The sequence below is a fragment of the Nonomuraea insulae genome (assembly GCF_042656245.1).
In genome coordinates this window covers 41,192-56,346 of the sequence record NZ_JBHSPA010000018.1, presented here as the reverse complement: position 1 = coordinate 56,346, position 15,155 = coordinate 41,192, and the positions used below count along the sequence as shown (strand labels likewise).

The following is a 15,155-nucleotide window of genomic DNA, read 5'->3' as shown; positions in this document are numbered from 1 at the left end:
TCACCGGCGTCGGCCGACGGTGAGGGCGACTGACCAGTGGCGGGTCAGGCGTCCGTCCGGGCGGGCGGCCAGGAGGCGGCGGATCTCCTGGTAGAGGTGCCGGCGTTTGGCGGGTTCCATGGCGATGTGGCCGGAGAACGTGTCGAGCAGGGCGAGATATTCGTCGGCCGTGTAGCGCAGGCCCCATACGTAAAGCCGCGTTCCAGTAACAGAGAAAAGGCCGGACTTCTCGAATTCGGGGACGATGAGATTGGGCTCGTCCTCGGGCAGCGGCGGCGGCCAGGTTTCGTCGTGACCTTCGCCGATCTCCTCGTAGACCTTCTGGATTTCGAAGAAGAACGGGTCGGCGTCCGCCGGGAACGCGTGGTCGGCATTCCACACCGCCAGGTGGCCGCCCTTGGGCAGGAGGGTGGCCGCCTTGGCGTACTTGACCTCCGGGTCCAGCCATTTCCAGGCCGTGGCCGCGTACAAGAGGTCGAATCGCGCGTCTGCCGGGGGTTCCCAGCTTTCGAACGATGACGTGATCACGGAGACGTCGGGGAATTCGGCCAGGCGGTGCCGGGCCTCGGCCGCCAGGGCCTCACCGAATTCGACCGCCGTGATGCGGAAGCCCATGCGCGCCAACGGCAGCGTGGCCTTTCCCGGGCCGCAGCCGACTTCGAGGAGGTGCGCGGGTGGGGTGAGGCCGGTGATCGTGAGCAGGTCGGAGTAGAGCTCGGCGGGGTAGCCGGGGCGGGCGACTTGATAGGTGGAGGCGGCCTTGTCGAAGGTGGCGTACAACCGGCGGTCGTGGGGCATCCGCCAATCCTGACAGTGCGGCGGCGCGTACCTCGAACGGTTTTGGCTCATGCCGCTCCCCGCAGCCGCCCCGAGGCCTCTTCCTGTTCCAGATGGTCGAAGAGTTCGGGGAGGGTGGCGCCGCAGCGTACGTTGGAAAGGCCGCTTTCCTTGGGAACCAGTACGGTCCGGAAGGCGATGTAGCCGCCTCCAGCTCCTTCCATGATCTCCCAGCCGGGGAATCTGCGGCCTTTACCAGTCATATGGGTCTTCTCCGTGGTCGATGGAATGGCGCAGGCCGGGTCCGGCAGGGAGCCCGGCCTGCGCCGGTGGGTGCGGTGCGGGGAAGTCGTCACCGGGTCGCCCGCACGTGGCATGGCCCCGGCCCGACCGGAAGCCACACCACGATCACTGGTTCAGGGAAGGCATCGCGCTGCCTCGTGCCGGTGGCCACCGGGTTGATAGCCAGAATTGCTTAGCGTGCGTAGTCATGCACGAAGCGTATTTATGTCCAGGTGGGGCAGCAGGTGCCACGTGCACCCCACGCAGGAAGGGTGCGGTCCGCACCCGTCGGCTACAGGGGCAGTCCCAGTTCCTGGGCGAAGTCGCGCGCTCGCCGCTCGATCAGCGGTCCTCCTTGTTCGACGGCGTCAGAGGCCATCTGACGACCGGTCGGGCTGTAGTGCACCGAGTCGTGCGAGATCTGGTGCGCCTGGTGCAGCCAATCGAGCATGGACGACCAGTCGCGCCGTTGGTGGTACGTGCGGGCGATCTCGACATGCAGCCGAGCCCGTCGTTCCCGCGAGGGGATGCTGTCGGGGTCGATCTGCTCGGCCCGCCCTTTCGCAGTCGCGGACCTGGTCAGATCGGCGCCGATCGAAACGGCGTGCAGGGCCACGTTGGAGGCGCCGAACTGCGTCCATGGGTGGTGGTAGCCGTTGGAGAGGCGGGCGGCGGTGGCGGCGGCCTCGTCCCAAAATCGCCAGGCGTCTCCCTCGCGGCCCGCGCGGGCCGCCGTGGTGGCGGCGTGCAACTGCAGCGCGCCGTACATGGCTCGGATCTCGTCCCTGCCGTGCTCAAGCCTGTCGCGGAGCAGGTTGGCAGCGTCGAGGACGAGTGTCAGGGCGGCGTCGGTGTCGCCTCCTGAGCGCTGCACGATGGCGTATGTCCACGCGGCTCCGGCCAGCGCGGCGGGCTGGTCGGCTTCGTGGGCGGCGGCCATGGCCCGATCGGCGACGACCCAGATCAGTTCGGGTTCGCTCGCCCACACGATGACGTGCTGTACGAGCGCCCACAGATCGGCGAGCACGGCGTTGGCGTCACGCCGTTCCTGGCCTTGTGTCCGTCGTGCCGCCGCACGCACGTCGCGAATGAGCGCGGGCAGTACCCGGCCGACGTCGGTGCGATGCGTCCGCGAGGTGTGCCAGATCTTCCAGGCTTCCTCGGTACGCTGCCGCAGCGTTGCGATCGGCGATGGCACATCATCGACGGTGAGCAGGGGCGCGCGAACAGCTTCGCGGATGGCGGGGACCGCCTCGTGTGGTATCCGGGCGAAGGAGCTGACGGGGATGGTGACGTTCCCGCCGAGATCCAGGTCGCTCCCGGCGAGAACGGCGACGTCACCAACGGCGAGCACTTCGGCCAGGCGAATGAGCACAGGCAGACGGGGCGGGAGACGCCGACCGCATTCGATGCCCTTCAGCCACTCGGTGGAATAACCGACGAGGCCCGCCAGGACCGGTCGGCTCATGCCCTTGCGTTCCCGGATGGTCCGGATTCGCTCGCCTGTGCGCTTGCCTTCGAGGTCGTCGAGCATCGGGGGCAACTCTCGGTTCGTTCGACATCCACTGCTCAGGCTACGCGTACCCGGGCGGAGAACGTGGGCACTCGGCGCGGTACTCCTTTCCATGGCGTCGCGCGTCCTACCGCGTCAGCAACTTTCTTCCCAGGAGTCACATATGCGTTTACGGGTCCTCGCCGCTTTGGCCGCGCTCTTTGGAGCGTTCCTGATCTCCGCCCCGGCCGTCGCCGCCCAAGCCACCACCTACCGAGGCGAGGGCGACGACGTCGTACGCATCCCAATGACCACCAAGCCGACCATCGTGAAGCTGACCCACCAGGGCGAGAGCAACTTCGCCGTGTGGACGCTCACCACGACCGGCAAGAAGACGGACCTGCTCGTCAACGAGATCGGCGACTACAAGGGGACGGCGGCGTTCAACGTCAGCGGCATGAACAAGATCCGCTCGTTCAGCGTCAACGCGGACGGCGCCTGGACGATTCAGGTCCTTCCGCTCAGCAAGGCCCGCTACTGGGCGATCAACGCCAAGGGGGCGGGCGATGAGGTTATGCGTCTCACCTCCCCGAGCAAGGGACTTCGGCGGCTGACGATCCGACACAGCGGCGAGTCCAACTTCGCGATCTGGGCCCTGGACAACCGCGGGCAGCACTTGGACCTGCTGGTCAACGAGATCGGCGACTACAAGGGCCGCGTCGTCCTGCCGGCGGGCACCCGGTACGCCACCGTCTCGGCGGACGGAACCTGGACCATCAGCCGAGGCTGAGCAGAGGCGCTGAGGTCTTTCACGCTCCCGCACCTCCTGAAGCACTGTGACTCCAGGCTACGGTGCGTGTTCTCCTCGCACCACGAGAAGAACGCGAACTACCATGCCGGATCAGCTGACCTTGGTGAGGATCATGGATGACCGATGACCCCGAGCGTATCGCCGCCACCACCGCGTTCGTCGACGCCGAAGCTCCTCCTCCTGAGGGGCGGCCCACGGCGCTCATCCTCTTCGGCACCAACCAGGTCCGCCCGCCCGTCGAGATCGCGGCTGAGCGCTATCACCGGGGGCTCGCGCCGTTCATCATCGCCACGGGTGGCGTCAATCGGCACAACGGCATCGTCGAGGGGCGTACGTTCCGTCGTCTGCTTCTCGAACGCGGCGTGCCGGATGACGCGATCAGGTACGAGGATCAGTCCCTCAACACCTGGCAGAACGTCGAGCTGGCGCTGCCGTTCCTGCGCGAGGCACTGACTGCTGGACTCCCGATTACGGCGGTCTGCAAGTGGTACCACCGCCGTACGATCCACATGCTGAAGACGCTCCTGCCGGACATCGGCGCCTTCCACGCCATCACCTGGGAGCCTCTCTACGCCGGAAGACCGGTCACACGTACGGATTGGCCTGCCATGCCCGAAGGCAAGCGGCGGGTGATGCGCGAATGGGAAGAGGTGACCCGGCGCGTCGCCGACGGCAGCCTCATGGATGTCGTCTCCGCTGATGGTGCCTGGCGCTGAAGGCCGGTATTTGATCGACGCGGGTGCTGCCCTCGACAATGACCTCAGCACCCGCATCGGGGAAGCGCATTAGTTGACGTACGCCCACATGTCGTAGGTGTAGTAGTTCGGGGCGTTCTGCGGGTAGTGGGTGCTGCACCACCAGGTTTGCCAGCGGCCGGTCTCCACGCCGGAGCGGCCGAAGGAGAGGCAGATCTCATAGGGCAGGTTGCTGTAGACGATCTGGAGCGTGGGTGTGGCGTGTGCCGGTGTGCTCGTGGCCAGGACGGGCGCCAGGGCGGTGACTGCGAAGAGCGATAACGCTGTGATTCGGCGGCGCACCAGTTCTCCCATCGTGAAGGGCCGGATGACGCGAAGAGCGATCACCGTGCATTGGACGACAGGGGGTCGTTCCGCCGCAAGATCCGCCTTCGCTGGGTCTCGACGACCAGCGCGAACGTCTGGTACGCGCTGAAAGCTTCATCCCAGGGGTCAGAGGCGCCAGGTGGTCGGCTCCTGGGGCTGATAGCGGCAGGTTGAGCCGGTGGAGATCGTTGCTTTCAGGTGGGCCGCTAGGTCTGGGTGGGTGTGGCCGAGTTTGCGTAGGGTGTCGCGGATTCGGGCGGTGACTGTCTTGCGGGCTCGTTCGGCCTCGTCGCCCAGTCGTCGGGTACGTCCGCCCAGTCCGGCCGCCGTGCGCAGTTCGGACAGCAGGGCCGCCCGTTCCCGGTCGTAGTCCGCCGCTCGCCTGTCGTCGCCCCGTTCGGTGGCGTGGTCGATCTCCTCGTCGAGCTGGGCCAGGCGGCGGCGGTAGCGGGTCTTGGCCTCGTCGTCCAGCACCTCGTCGCCGCCCATCCGCCGCGCGGCGATGACGGTCTCGCCGCCCTCAGGGGCCAGCAGCACTACGGCGGGTACGTCGTCGCCCGGGCGGGTCAGCAAGGTGTGCAGGTCGCGTAGGCCCTTGGCGTCGGGCATGTACGCCGTCCGGCCCGCGAACGTCAGCGACCAGACCACCCCGTCCCGCCGGAACTCCCCCTCGGCGGGACCGACGGTCTCGCCCGGTGTGCCCGTCTTCCCTGCAGCCATGGTCTCATCTGGTGTGCGGGTCGCTTTGAGGGTTGCGGTCTCGTCTGTCGTGTCAGCCCTTGTGGGTGCCGCGCCCCCGGTAGGTGCGCCGGTCCTGCTGATGGGGCCGGCGTCTGGCGGTCGCTCGGCAGGATCCTGGGCCTGCTCCCGGGATCCCGGCCAGGTCGGCGTCCCCGCGATGGGCGCAGGGCGTACGGGCTGGAGGACCTGGCGCATTCCCAGCGCCGCCGCCTCCCGACGCACCTCGTCGAGCAGGGCGTGGGCCCGCTCCGTGTCGCCGGGAGCCGCGCGGGAGAGGAGGGTTTCTGCGAGGTGGGCGCGGGCCAGCACAGACCATGGCTGGGCGCGCATGGCGTCGGCGGTGCGGTGGGCGGCGGTGAGCTCTTCGATGGCCTCGGCCCAGCGTTCCTGCGCCGCGTCCACCAGGCCGAGCCAGAGGTCGTAGGGCCCGCTGATCTCCCAGCCGAACAGCGACACCACCCACTGACCCCGATGCGGCGCCAGCCGGGCCCTGGCACGGGCGCACAGCTCTGGGTCCTGGGTGGCGGCGGCCATCTCGGCCAGGAAGCGCAGCCAGATCGGCTGGATCATGCGGTCGTCGGGCTCGGCGCCGGCGAGGTGGCGCAGGGCGGTGTCGAGGTCGCCGGAGTGGAGGGCGGTCAGGCCCTCCAACAGGGGTACGCAGGGGTGGGCGGCGCCCCTGAGCTCGCGGAGCACCTGCTCCTGCTCCTCGATCCTGCCCCGCAACGACGCCATCGCCCACCGGTGGTGCTCCACCATGAAGGCGAAGTGCTCGTGCTGGGTGTCGGGCCCCACGCGGGACAGGAAGGTCTCGGCCTCGGCGAAGCGGCCCGCGAGAGCGGCGATGATACTGACGTCGACGTCGGTGGACATCGTGTGGTGAGGGCTCTCGCTGCGGCGGCCCCTGGCGACGTAGGCGTGGAACTCGTCGAGATAGCGGGGGTCGCCTTCCTCGATCATGGCCACCCAGCGCAGGGCCCTGGCGAAGTGTTCGAGGTCGGCGTCGGAGGTGCGGCGCGCCACGGTGATCAGCTCGGCGGTCAGCGCCACTCGCTCCCGGGCGGTGCCGGGGCCCCAGATGATGTCGTGGTGCGCCCACAGGCTGAACGCCAGCGCGTCGTCGTCTCCACCCTTCCTGGCCAGGTTGGCGAGGTGGAGAACCAGGTCCATCGCCAGCCGCTCGTCAGGCACCGCGCCGCCGACCAGCCGGCGATGGGCGTCTCTGAGCAGGTCGAGGGCCTTCTCCTGACCGTAGTGGCGGTGGAAGAGCAGCGCGACGCGGGCGGGCAGCTCGGGGTCGTCGAGGTCGCGGGAGATGGCGGCGGCCTGCTCGAAGACGCGTCTGGCCTGCTCGCGGTCGCCGACGTGCTGCAACTCGGCGCCCAGGTCGAGGGCGATCATGCCGCGCCTACGGGGGGTGGTGTCGGAACTCAGCTCGTACGCCCTGAGCAGGTGAACCAGCTGCTCCTCCGACGCCAGCCGGCTCTTGGCCGCCCTGGCCGCGTCGAGCAGCAGGTCGATCGCCCGATCAGGGTCGAGCCGGTCACCGGCGAGGTAGGCGTGCCTGGCCAGGTCGCTGGGCGGCAGCTTGCTCGCCAGGCCGGGCGAGCCCTCCACGGCGGTGACGACGGCGGTGACCACGGCGGCGTGCCGGTCGCGCGGGTCGTTGAGGGAGTCGTAGAGGGTCTCGCGCACCAGGTCATGCGCGAACGCGAACACGCCCCCGCCCTTGCTCACCACGAGCCTGGCCACCACGGCCAGCTCCAGCAGCCGATCCACGTGCGCCACCGGGGCCCCGATCGTGGCGGCCAGCACCTGGCGGTGGAACTCCCGCCCCAGCACCGCGGCGGCCGGGAGCAGCTCGGAGACCTGGCTGGGCAGCAGGGACAGGCGCCGCAGCAGCGCGTCGCGCACGCCGGGTGCGATGGCGCCGGCCGAGCCGCCGCTGCGCCACAGCCTCGCGGTCTGCTCGACGAAGAACGGGTTGCCGCCCGTGCGCAGGTGGACCTCCGCCACCAGCTCCGGCGGCGGGTCGTGACCCGTCGTGCGGACCATGAGCGCGCCGACGCCTGCCTGGTCGAGCCCGGTGAGCGTGATCGTGGTGGCCTTGGCCACGAGCGGCGACAGCAGGTCGCGCAGCGGGTGGTCGACGGGCTCCACCTCGGCGTCGCGATAGGTGCCGATCAGGAGCAGCCGCTCGAACCAGGTCTGCTGCGCGGCGAACTCCAGCAGCCGGAGCGAGGCCGGGTCGGCGACGTGCAGGTCGTCGATGACGATCACCACGGGATGGTGCTGCGAGAGCGCGACCAGGGCGGAAGTGATCGCGTCGAAGAGCTGGAAGCCATCGGGGCCGCTCCCCAGCGGCTCACCGGGGTGGTGATCCAGGGACGGACCCCCGGTGCGCGGGTCGCCGATGTCGGTGCTTCTGCCGCCCTTGGCTCGTGCCTCACCCAGCAGGGTCGTCAGGCTGTCGCCCGCCGCCTCCTCGGCCGCCGCCCACTCCTGCGGTGAGGCGGCCCGCCGCAGCGCCCGGATGACCTGCACCCACGGCCAGTAGCCGGGAGCGCTGCCGGAATCCCAGCACGCCCCGCCCACCACCAGCGCGCCGCGCCTCTTGGCCTCGCCCGCCGCGCTGGTGACGAGCGTGGTCTTGCCGATGCCCGCCTCGCCGGTGACCAGCACCAGGCCGCCGTGGCTGCCCACGACCCTGGTGATCTCGGCACGCAGCAGCGCGGCGGGGTGCTCCCTGCCGATCAGTTCATGGGCCGCGACGTCGATAGGCATGACGTTTGCACGCTATCCGCCGCGGCCGACATTTTCCTGTCGACGGCTTACCAGGCCACCTCAAGGGCGGCCAGGCCGTACACGATGCTGAAGGTGCGGAACTGCGCGGGGCTGTCGGTCACGCGCAGGTTCGGGAAGCGCTTGAGCAGGGCGGGGAAGGCGATCCGCAGCTCCATGCGGGCCAGCGGAGCACCCAGGCAGTGGTGGATGCCGTGACCGAACGCGACATGGCCGGGCGCGCCGCGGGTGAGGTCGAAGGTGTCCGCGTCCGGCATGAGACGCGGGTCCCGGTTGGCGGCGGGCAGGGAGACCATCACCAGGTCGCCCGCCTTGATCGCCTGCCCGCCGATCTCGGCGTCCACGGCCGCGACCTTGGTGGCGCCGGAGTTGACGATGCTGAGCCAGCGCAGCAGCTCCTCGACCGTGGCGTCGATCCGCGCCGGCTCCTGCCTGAGCAGGTCGAGCTGCTCGGGGTGGCGCAGCAGGGCGAGCGTGCCCAGGGAGAGCATGTTGGAGGTGGTCTCGTGCCCGGCGAACAGCAGCAGCCCGCCGATCCCGACCAGTTCGTCGGTGGACAGGTCGTCGCCGTGCTCACGTACGAGCATGCCGAGCAGGTCCTCGCCCGGGTCGGCCTGGATGCGGCCGACCAGGCCCTCCATGTACGCGCGCTGCTCGAACTGGACCATCAGGCGCTCCTGCCCGGGCACCGTCATGTCGAGCATCCTGGTGGTACGCGCCTGGAAACCGGCGCGGTCCTCGTACGGCACGCCGAGCAGTTCGCACATCACCAGCGACGGAATCGGCAGCGCGAACGACGGCACCAGGTCCGCCGGCGACCCGGCGGCCTCCAGCGCGTCCAGGTGGTCCTCCACGATGCGACTGATCCGAGGCTCCAGCCGGTTCATCCGCCGGATGGTGAACTCGGGCGTCAACATCCTGCGTAACCGCGTGTGGTCGGGCGGGTCCATGCCGAGCAGGTTGCCCGCGCGTACCTTGGCGATCTGCTCCTCGGTCATCGCCGGAGCGCCGGGCAGCCGCGCGTTCAGATGCTGGGCGACCTTGAACCGTTCCGCGTCGCCGAGCACCTCGCGGACGTCCGCGTATTGCGTCACGAGCCAGGCGTCGTCGCCGAACACCGTCGTGATCCGTTTGACCCGTTCTTCGTCCCGTGCGGCCGCCAACTCCGGCGCCGGGTCGAACTCCACCCGCCGCATGTGCAGCGGCATCGTCGAGGTCTCGCTCATGCAGTCCCCTGGCTGATCCCGATTTTTCCTAGCACGCTACTGATCCGGAGGATCGGACTACTAGTGCGATCTTCAATCGTTGCAGAATGGACAGTCATGGAGACGCACGTGCCCGTACTGATCGCCGGTGGCGGGCCTGTCGGGCTGGCGACCGCGGTGGAGCTGGCCCATCACGGCGTTCGCTGCCTGGTGGTCGAGCCGCGCGAGTCGGTGTCGTGGCTGCGGCCCCGCGCGAAGACGACCTCGGCGCGTTCGATGGAGCTGCTGCGCAGGTGGGGGCTGGCGGAGACGTTACGGGCGCGGGCGCCGCTGGCGGTGTCGTGGTCGGATCAGGCGGTGTTCGTCAGCAGCCTGCTCGGGCGCGAGATCACCAGGATCGGCGGCTGCTTCGGCCTCGACCTGACGGGTTCGGGCCTGGCCGCCGAACCGGGGCAGCAGGTGCCGCAGCCGCTGGTGGAGGAGGTGCTGCGCGAGGCGGTCGGCGACGCGCTGCTGACGGGCCGGCAGGTGAGCGGCCTGCGGGAGGACGCCGACGGCGTGACGGTGCGGATCACCTCCGCGAACGGCGAGGAGCAGGAGGTACGCGCCCAGTACGTGGTCGGCTGCGATGGCCCGCGCAGCGTCACCAGGCAGGCCATCGGCTCCCGGTACGAGGGCCGCGAGGACGGCAGGCCCAACTTCAACATCGTCTTCCGCGCCCCCGGCCTGGCCGAACGTATGCCGCACGGGCCCGCCGTGCACTACTGGGTGCTGAACCCGGCCCAGCCAGGTCTCGCCGGCCGCCTGGACCTGGAGGAGACCTGGTGGTGCATCGCGCAGGGCGTGCGGGAGGCCGACCCGGTACGCCTGGTGCGGAACCTGGCGGGCGCCGACATCGAGGTGGAGATCCTGGCCACCGACCCGTGGACGGCGCGGATGTTGCTGGCCGACCGGTACGCGAGCGAGCGCGTCTTCCTGGCCGGTGACGCGGCGCACCAGAACCCGCCCTACGGGGGCCACGGGTTCAACACCGGCATCGGCGACGCGGTCAACATCGGCTGGAAACTCGCCGCCGTCCTGCACGGGTGGGCTCCGGCGAGCCTGCTGGCCACGTACGAGGGCGAGCGCCGCCCCATCGCCGCCGACACCATCGAGGCCGCCGCCGCGAACATGACCACCCTCGCACCCGAACTGGCCGACCCGGCGCTGATGGGCGACGAGGCCGCGTTCGAGAAGGTGCGACCGGCGGTGGCGGAGGCCGTGCTCAGGACCAAGCACAGCGAGTTCCACAGCCTGGACCTGGTGCTGGGCTACACGTACGCGGGCTCGCCCATCGTCGCTCCCGACGCCGGGGAACGGCTGCCGCACCGCTGGCTCTCGCCGGGGGAGTCCCTGTACGACCGCCTCGGCCCCGCCTTCAGCCTCGTCGGCGACCAGAGCGCGCCGGGGGTCGCCGGGGTGGTGGCGGAGGCGCGCGACCTGGGCGTGCCGCTGCGGGAAGTGCACCTGCCCGGCGAGCCGCTGACGCTCGTACGACCTGATCAGCACGTCGCGTGGCGCGGCTCGGGCAGCCTCCGCATGGCGCTCGGCCGATGATTTTCCCCGGCTCGGGAAGTCTCTTTTGGCATGAATGAAATGTGGTCGCTTGTCCATGACGAGCGGGCCGCCCTGGCCGCCGACCTCGGCGCTCTGACGGAGGAGCGGTGGGCGACGCCGTCACTGTGCGCCGGGCTGACGGTGCGCGAGGTGCTCGCCCATCTGACGTCGGCGGCGAGCCTGAACGCGGTGCGGTGGCTGGCGGGCGTGATCCGCTGCCGGTTCGACTTCGACAGGCAGGTGGCCATGCGGCTGGCCGAGCAGCTGGGCGAAAGCGGGGCGGAGACGCTGGCGAGGTTCCGCTCCGTCGCCACGAGCACCACCAAGCCGCCGCTTCCTGTCCTGGCGATGCTCGGGGAGACGATCGTGCACGGGGAGGACATCCGGCGGCCACTGGAAGTGAAGCGAAACTACCCGATCGCGACGCTCACCCGGCTGGCCGAGTACTACGCGGGCTCTGATCAGGTCGTCCTGGCCAAGGGGCGGATCGGCGGGCTGCGGCTGGTCGCTGCCGACGGGCCCTTCGAGGCCGGGGCCGGATCGCCCGTGTCGGGGACGACGGTGGCGCTGGTCATGGCGATGACCGGGCGGGGAGCGTACTGCGATGAGCTGGACGGGGAGGGGGCCGCGATCCTGCGCGAGCGCTGCGGCTGAGTAAGGGGCTACTCATGCGCGCGGCCCGGAACCGCCCTTTCATTAAGGGGGCAAAGCATCCGCTAGCAAGGGAGACCATAGTGATTCGCACCATTGGACTGGCCGTCTTAGGGGTCGTCCCGTTCGTGAGCGCCGCTCCCGCGTCCGCCGCCGCGCCGAACTGCGCCGCCGCCGCGGCGTACTATGACGCGGCTCCGACCAGCGGAAACCTCTCCATGGTCGGCCAGGCGGTGCATTGCCTCATCGACGCGGAACGCGCGAAGGTCGGGCTGGCCGCGCTGACCCGCAACACCCCGCTCAACTCGGCGGCGACGTCGCACGCCGCCGCCGCGGCGAGCCTGAAGTGGTGGCGGCCCGGCGCGAACTCGCACAACAACCCGCAGACGGGCTCGACGCCGTACAGCCGGATCACCGCGGCGGGCTACTGCCCGAACCCCGTGTCGTGGGCCTACTCCGAGACGACCTACACAGGCTGGGGGGCTGGTTACGGCACCGCGAGGGCCGCCGTCAACTGGTGGGTGAACATCAGCACGTACGGCCACCGCCAGATCGTCCTCAGCTCGACGCTGAAGGACCTCGGCATCGGGGTCGCTGTCGGGTCGGCCGACCCGGCCGGCGCGGGTGCCGCGGGCGGCGGGACATACGTCGTCGACTTCGGCCGCTGCCAGCGATAGCCAGGCGGGACATACGTCGTCGACCTCGGTTGTTGCCGGCGATAGCCAGGCGCGACGTACGTCGTCGGCCTCGGCCGCTGCCGGCGATAACCCACTGCCGGCGCTGATCGAGCACGTCAGGCGCCCGGCCCCAGTCGAAGGGGCCGGGCGCCGGCGCGTCTCAGGAGCCGATGTTGCTCTGCGGTCCCGCGTACGTCTTGAGCAGGGACGGCACGTCGGCGGCCGGGTCGAGCGTGTAGGAGTAGAACGAGCCAGGGGTGAAGGCCGAGCCGCTGGTCGTCTGGTTGCCGGTGCAGCTCACGCAGATGCTGCCGCTCTGGCGGAGCTGGGCCGTGGGGTCGGGGTAGTAGGGGTCCTTGACGGACTCGTAGTAACTGTTCTCGATGACCATCTTGGTCGCGCCGCGCGAGTAGTTGCCGTAGCCGGTGACGTTCTGCAGGTAGTTGTTGTACAGGTGCGCGTAGGCCACGTTGTCGGTGCTCGGGTTGCGCTGGTTCGTGTGGTGGATCCAGTTGTGATGGATGGTCATCCGGGCGGTCACGTTCTCGGTCCAGCCGATGCCGAACGACTTGTTGTTCTCGGCCAGGACGTTCCAGGAGACGGTCAGGTAGCTGGTGTCCTTGCGGCTGTCGATCAGGCCGTCGTTCATCCGGGCGATGTGGTTGTGGTCGATCCAGATGTGGTCGGCGGTGTCCATCTGGATGCCGTCGTAGTCGTAGAGCTTGTCGTCCGGGTCGTCGTCGGCCATCCGGGTGTCGCGGATGGTCAGGTTACGGATGATCACGTTGTTGACGCCGGTGCCGAGGAAGAAGCCGCCGTTGACGATGTGGCCGCTGGTGCCGACGCCGATGATGGTCTTGTTGGAGGCGACCTTGATCTCGGTCCCGTACGGGCTCACGGTGATCGCGCCGCTGACGCGGATCACGTGGGGGGCGGCGGCGGTGGCGTACTTGACCAGGTCCGCGTAGGTGGAGACGGTCACCGTGGTCCCGGCGGCGCCGCCGGTGGTGCCGGCGGCGAAACCGTCGGCGGTGTTCGACCAGGAACGGCCCCCTGCCGACTCGAAGGCCCACTGCTTGTTGGTGTTGGCGCTGCAGGTCTCCTGGATGATCGCGGCGCCGTTGGCGGTGGAGGCGCCCTCGTCGCTCAGGCACAGGCCGCTGGCCACGTTCACGATCTGGTAGGTGTCGGTGCCGGAGGCGGTCAGCCGCCACTGCTGGTTGGTCTTGGTGCCGTCGCCGCAGCCCCACTGCTGCAGCCGCAGGCCCGAGGTCGTGGCGCCGCTGGGCACGTCGAGGCAGCGCCCGCTGTTGACGTTGGCCAGGTGGTAGATGCCCGATCCCGCCGAGCGGAGGGTGAACCGCTGCCAGGCGTCGCCCGAGCAGCTCCACTGTTGCAGCAGCGCGCCGTTGTCCTTGGAGCCGGCCACCACGTCGAGGCACTTGCCGCTCTTGGCGACCTTGAGCTGGTAGACGCCGCCCGCCACCGGGGCGGCCGCCTGCGCGGGGGAGGCGGCCACGGTGAGCGCGGCCAGGACGGCGAGTGCGGTGAATGTCGCACGGATGTTCATGGTCGTCCTTCTATGCGAGGGGGTTCCAGCCGTCGGATCCGGCCAGGTACTTCTGCGGGGTGTGGTTCGGGGCCTGCGAGTCGGAGAGCTGCGGCCGGTTGGAGTTCGTGCCGGCGCCCGCGCCGGTGTTCCTGTACTCGGAGAACCGGGCGTTCTTCCAGGAGTTGGCGGACATGTCGGTCCACGGCTGGGAGGTTTTGATCACCGAGCTGAGCGTGGACTCGCGGTAGAGCACCTGGGCGTTGGGGTACCAGGGGCGGCCGAGGGTGGTGGTGCTGGCCGCCGAGGCTCCGGTGATGCGGGACTTGTAGAACAGGAAGCCGTAGCTCTTGGCGGCGTCCGTGCTGGCGGCGGTGATGGGGCCGCCGGTGCTGCGCTTCTCGTAGATGTCGCAGTCGTCGAAGACGATGGTGCCGCCGCCGAAGATGAAGTCGACGGTGCCCTCGACGTAGGAGTTCGAGACGTAGGCCCTGGCCGAGTTGTTGACCAGGAAGGTGTCCTGGTCGCCGAGCAGGCGCACGTTGGTCAGACGGGCGCGGTCGGCGGTCAGGTTGAGCGCGACGGCCTGGTGCCCGGTGACGTTCGGGTCCTCGTTGAAGTCGTTGGAGATCGTGAGGTTGGCAGCGACGAAGTCGTGGCCGTCCACGAACGCGGTGGCGCTGCCGGACGTCCCGTATTCGCCCGCATAGTGGTTGTTAACGATAACAGTCTGGTTCGCAGAAGAACCGAGTCCCTGCAGCGTGATGTACGGCTTGTTCGACGGGACCCGGACGATCTCCCGGTACGTCCCGGGTGCGATGGTGATCGTGACCCGGCCGGCGTTGCCCGTGGGCACGGCGTCGATCGCGGCCTGGACCGTCCGGTAGGTGCCCGAGCCGTCCGCCGCCACCGTCGCCTTGGCGGCGGCGTCGAAGGCCCACTGCTTGTTGGTGTTGGCGGTGCAGGTCTCCTGGATGATCGCGGCTCCACTGGCGGTGGAGGCGCCCTCGTCGCTCATGCACAACCCGGTGGCGACGCTGACGACCTGGTAGGTGCCGCTGCCGGAGGGCACGAAACGCCACTGCTGGTTGCTCTTGGTGCCGTCGCCGCAGCCCCACTGCTGGAGCCGGAGCCCCGAGGTGGCGGCTCCGCCGGGCACGTCGACACATCGGCCGCTCTGTACGTTGGCCAGAGTGTAACGATCGTCTCCCGCCGAGACCACCCTGAACTTCTGCCAGGCATCGCCCGAGCAACCCCACTGCTGGAGCAGGGCGGCGTTCTCGGCCGATCCCGCGACCACGTCGAGGCACTTGCCGCTCTTGGTGACCGTGAGCTGGTAAACCCCGCCCGCCACCGGTGCGCTGACCTGCGCCGATGGCGCCAGAACCACGGCGAGCAGGGCGGCGCCCGCGAATTGGATCATGGACATCCGCGCTCTCCTTCCTCTCGGGCCCAGAGGAAGCACCACGCGCAATATGTATGTCAAGTCAACTAAAAAAACCCGTCAGGAA

At 69.4% G+C, this 15,155-nt stretch carries 13 protein-coding genes; 5 read left to right on the top strand and 8 right to left on the bottom strand.

The features are described 5' to 3' along the window. The 3 genes from ACFPZ3_RS14795 to ACFPZ3_RS14785 form a co-directional block, all read right to left on the bottom strand. Nucleotides 1-798, bottom strand: a complete 798-nt coding sequence (locus ACFPZ3_RS14795; RefSeq protein WP_379514650.1) for a class I SAM-dependent methyltransferase — start codon at nucleotides 796-798, stop codon at nucleotides 1-3. A 47-nt stretch (nucleotides 799-845) separates the two neighbouring features. Further along, on the bottom strand, nucleotides 846-1,040 hold the full coding sequence (locus tag ACFPZ3_RS14790) for a hypothetical protein (RefSeq protein WP_379514649.1): 195 nt from the start codon (nucleotides 1,038-1,040) through the stop codon (nucleotides 846-848). A 311-nt stretch (nucleotides 1,041-1,351) separates the two neighbouring features. Beyond that, nucleotides 1,352-2,593 carry a helix-turn-helix domain-containing protein gene (locus ACFPZ3_RS14785; protein ID WP_379514648.1) on the bottom strand — a complete coding sequence of 414 codons (1,242 nt, stop codon included), beginning with the start codon at nucleotides 2,591-2,593 and terminating at the stop codon, nucleotides 1,352-1,354. Between the two features lie 142 nt (nucleotides 2,594-2,735). On the opposite strand from ACFPZ3_RS14785, the gene ACFPZ3_RS14780 reads away from it, so the two are divergent. After that, a complete protein-coding gene (locus tag ACFPZ3_RS14780; RefSeq protein WP_379514647.1) occupies nucleotides 2,736-3,341 on the top strand; it encodes a hypothetical protein in 606 nt (201 codons plus the stop codon). A 137-nt stretch (nucleotides 3,342-3,478) separates the two neighbouring features. Then, nucleotides 3,479-4,078, top strand: a complete 600-nt coding sequence (locus ACFPZ3_RS14775; protein WP_379514646.1) for a YdcF family protein — start codon at nucleotides 3,479-3,481, stop codon at nucleotides 4,076-4,078. 69 nt (nucleotides 4,079-4,147) lie between these two features. Here the strand turns inward: ACFPZ3_RS14775 and ACFPZ3_RS14770 are convergent, their stop codons facing one another. From ACFPZ3_RS14770 to ACFPZ3_RS14760, 3 genes are all read right to left on the bottom strand, one after another. Further along, nucleotides 4,148-4,399: a hypothetical protein gene (locus ACFPZ3_RS14770; protein WP_379514645.1), complete on the bottom strand. Its 252-nt coding sequence runs from the start codon at nucleotides 4,397-4,399 to the stop codon at nucleotides 4,148-4,150. Between the two features lie 150 nt (nucleotides 4,400-4,549). Then, a complete protein-coding gene (locus ACFPZ3_RS14765; protein ID WP_379514644.1) occupies nucleotides 4,550-7,948 on the bottom strand; it encodes an ATP-binding protein in 3,399 nt (1,132 codons plus the stop codon). A 47-nt stretch (nucleotides 7,949-7,995) separates the two neighbouring features. Continuing rightward, on the bottom strand, nucleotides 7,996-9,192 hold the full coding sequence (locus ACFPZ3_RS14760) for a cytochrome P450 (protein ID WP_379514643.1): 1,197 nt from the start codon (nucleotides 9,190-9,192) through the stop codon (nucleotides 7,996-7,998). A gap of 108 nt (nucleotides 9,193-9,300) precedes the next feature. On the opposite strand from ACFPZ3_RS14760, the gene ACFPZ3_RS14755 reads away from it, so the two are divergent. The 3 genes from ACFPZ3_RS14755 (at nucleotide 9,301) to ACFPZ3_RS14745 (ending at nucleotide 12,095) form a co-directional block, all read left to right on the top strand. Continuing rightward, nucleotides 9,301-10,767 (top strand): FAD-dependent monooxygenase, encoded by a 1,467-nt coding sequence (locus tag ACFPZ3_RS14755; RefSeq protein WP_379514642.1) that lies wholly within the window; start codon nucleotides 9,301-9,303, stop codon nucleotides 10,765-10,767. Between the two features lie 30 nt (nucleotides 10,768-10,797). Further along, the gene (locus ACFPZ3_RS14750) at nucleotides 10,798-11,421 is read left to right on the top strand and encodes a maleylpyruvate isomerase family mycothiol-dependent enzyme (protein WP_379514641.1); all 624 of its coding nucleotides are present in this window, start codon (nucleotides 10,798-10,800) and stop codon (nucleotides 11,419-11,421) included. Nucleotides 11,422-11,501: 80 nt separating this feature from the next. Beyond that, nucleotides 11,502-12,095 carry a CAP domain-containing protein gene (locus ACFPZ3_RS14745; RefSeq protein WP_379514640.1) on the top strand — a complete coding sequence of 198 codons (594 nt, stop codon included), beginning with the start codon at nucleotides 11,502-11,504 and terminating at the stop codon, nucleotides 12,093-12,095. A 160-nt stretch (nucleotides 12,096-12,255) separates the two neighbouring features. Here ACFPZ3_RS14745 and ACFPZ3_RS14740 read toward each other — a convergent pair whose 3' ends face one another. Together ACFPZ3_RS14740 and ACFPZ3_RS14735 are read right to left on the bottom strand one after the other, a co-directional pair. Then, the gene (locus ACFPZ3_RS14740) at nucleotides 12,256-13,665 is read right to left on the bottom strand and encodes an RICIN domain-containing protein (RefSeq protein ID WP_379514639.1); all 1,410 of its coding nucleotides are present in this window, start codon (nucleotides 13,663-13,665) and stop codon (nucleotides 12,256-12,258) included. A 10-nt stretch (nucleotides 13,666-13,675) separates the two neighbouring features. Further along, nucleotides 13,676-15,073, bottom strand: coding sequence for a pectinesterase family protein (locus ACFPZ3_RS14735; RefSeq protein WP_379514638.1), 1,398 nt, complete (start codon nucleotides 15,071-15,073; stop codon nucleotides 13,676-13,678). Nucleotides 15,074-15,155 lie beyond the last annotated feature (82 nt).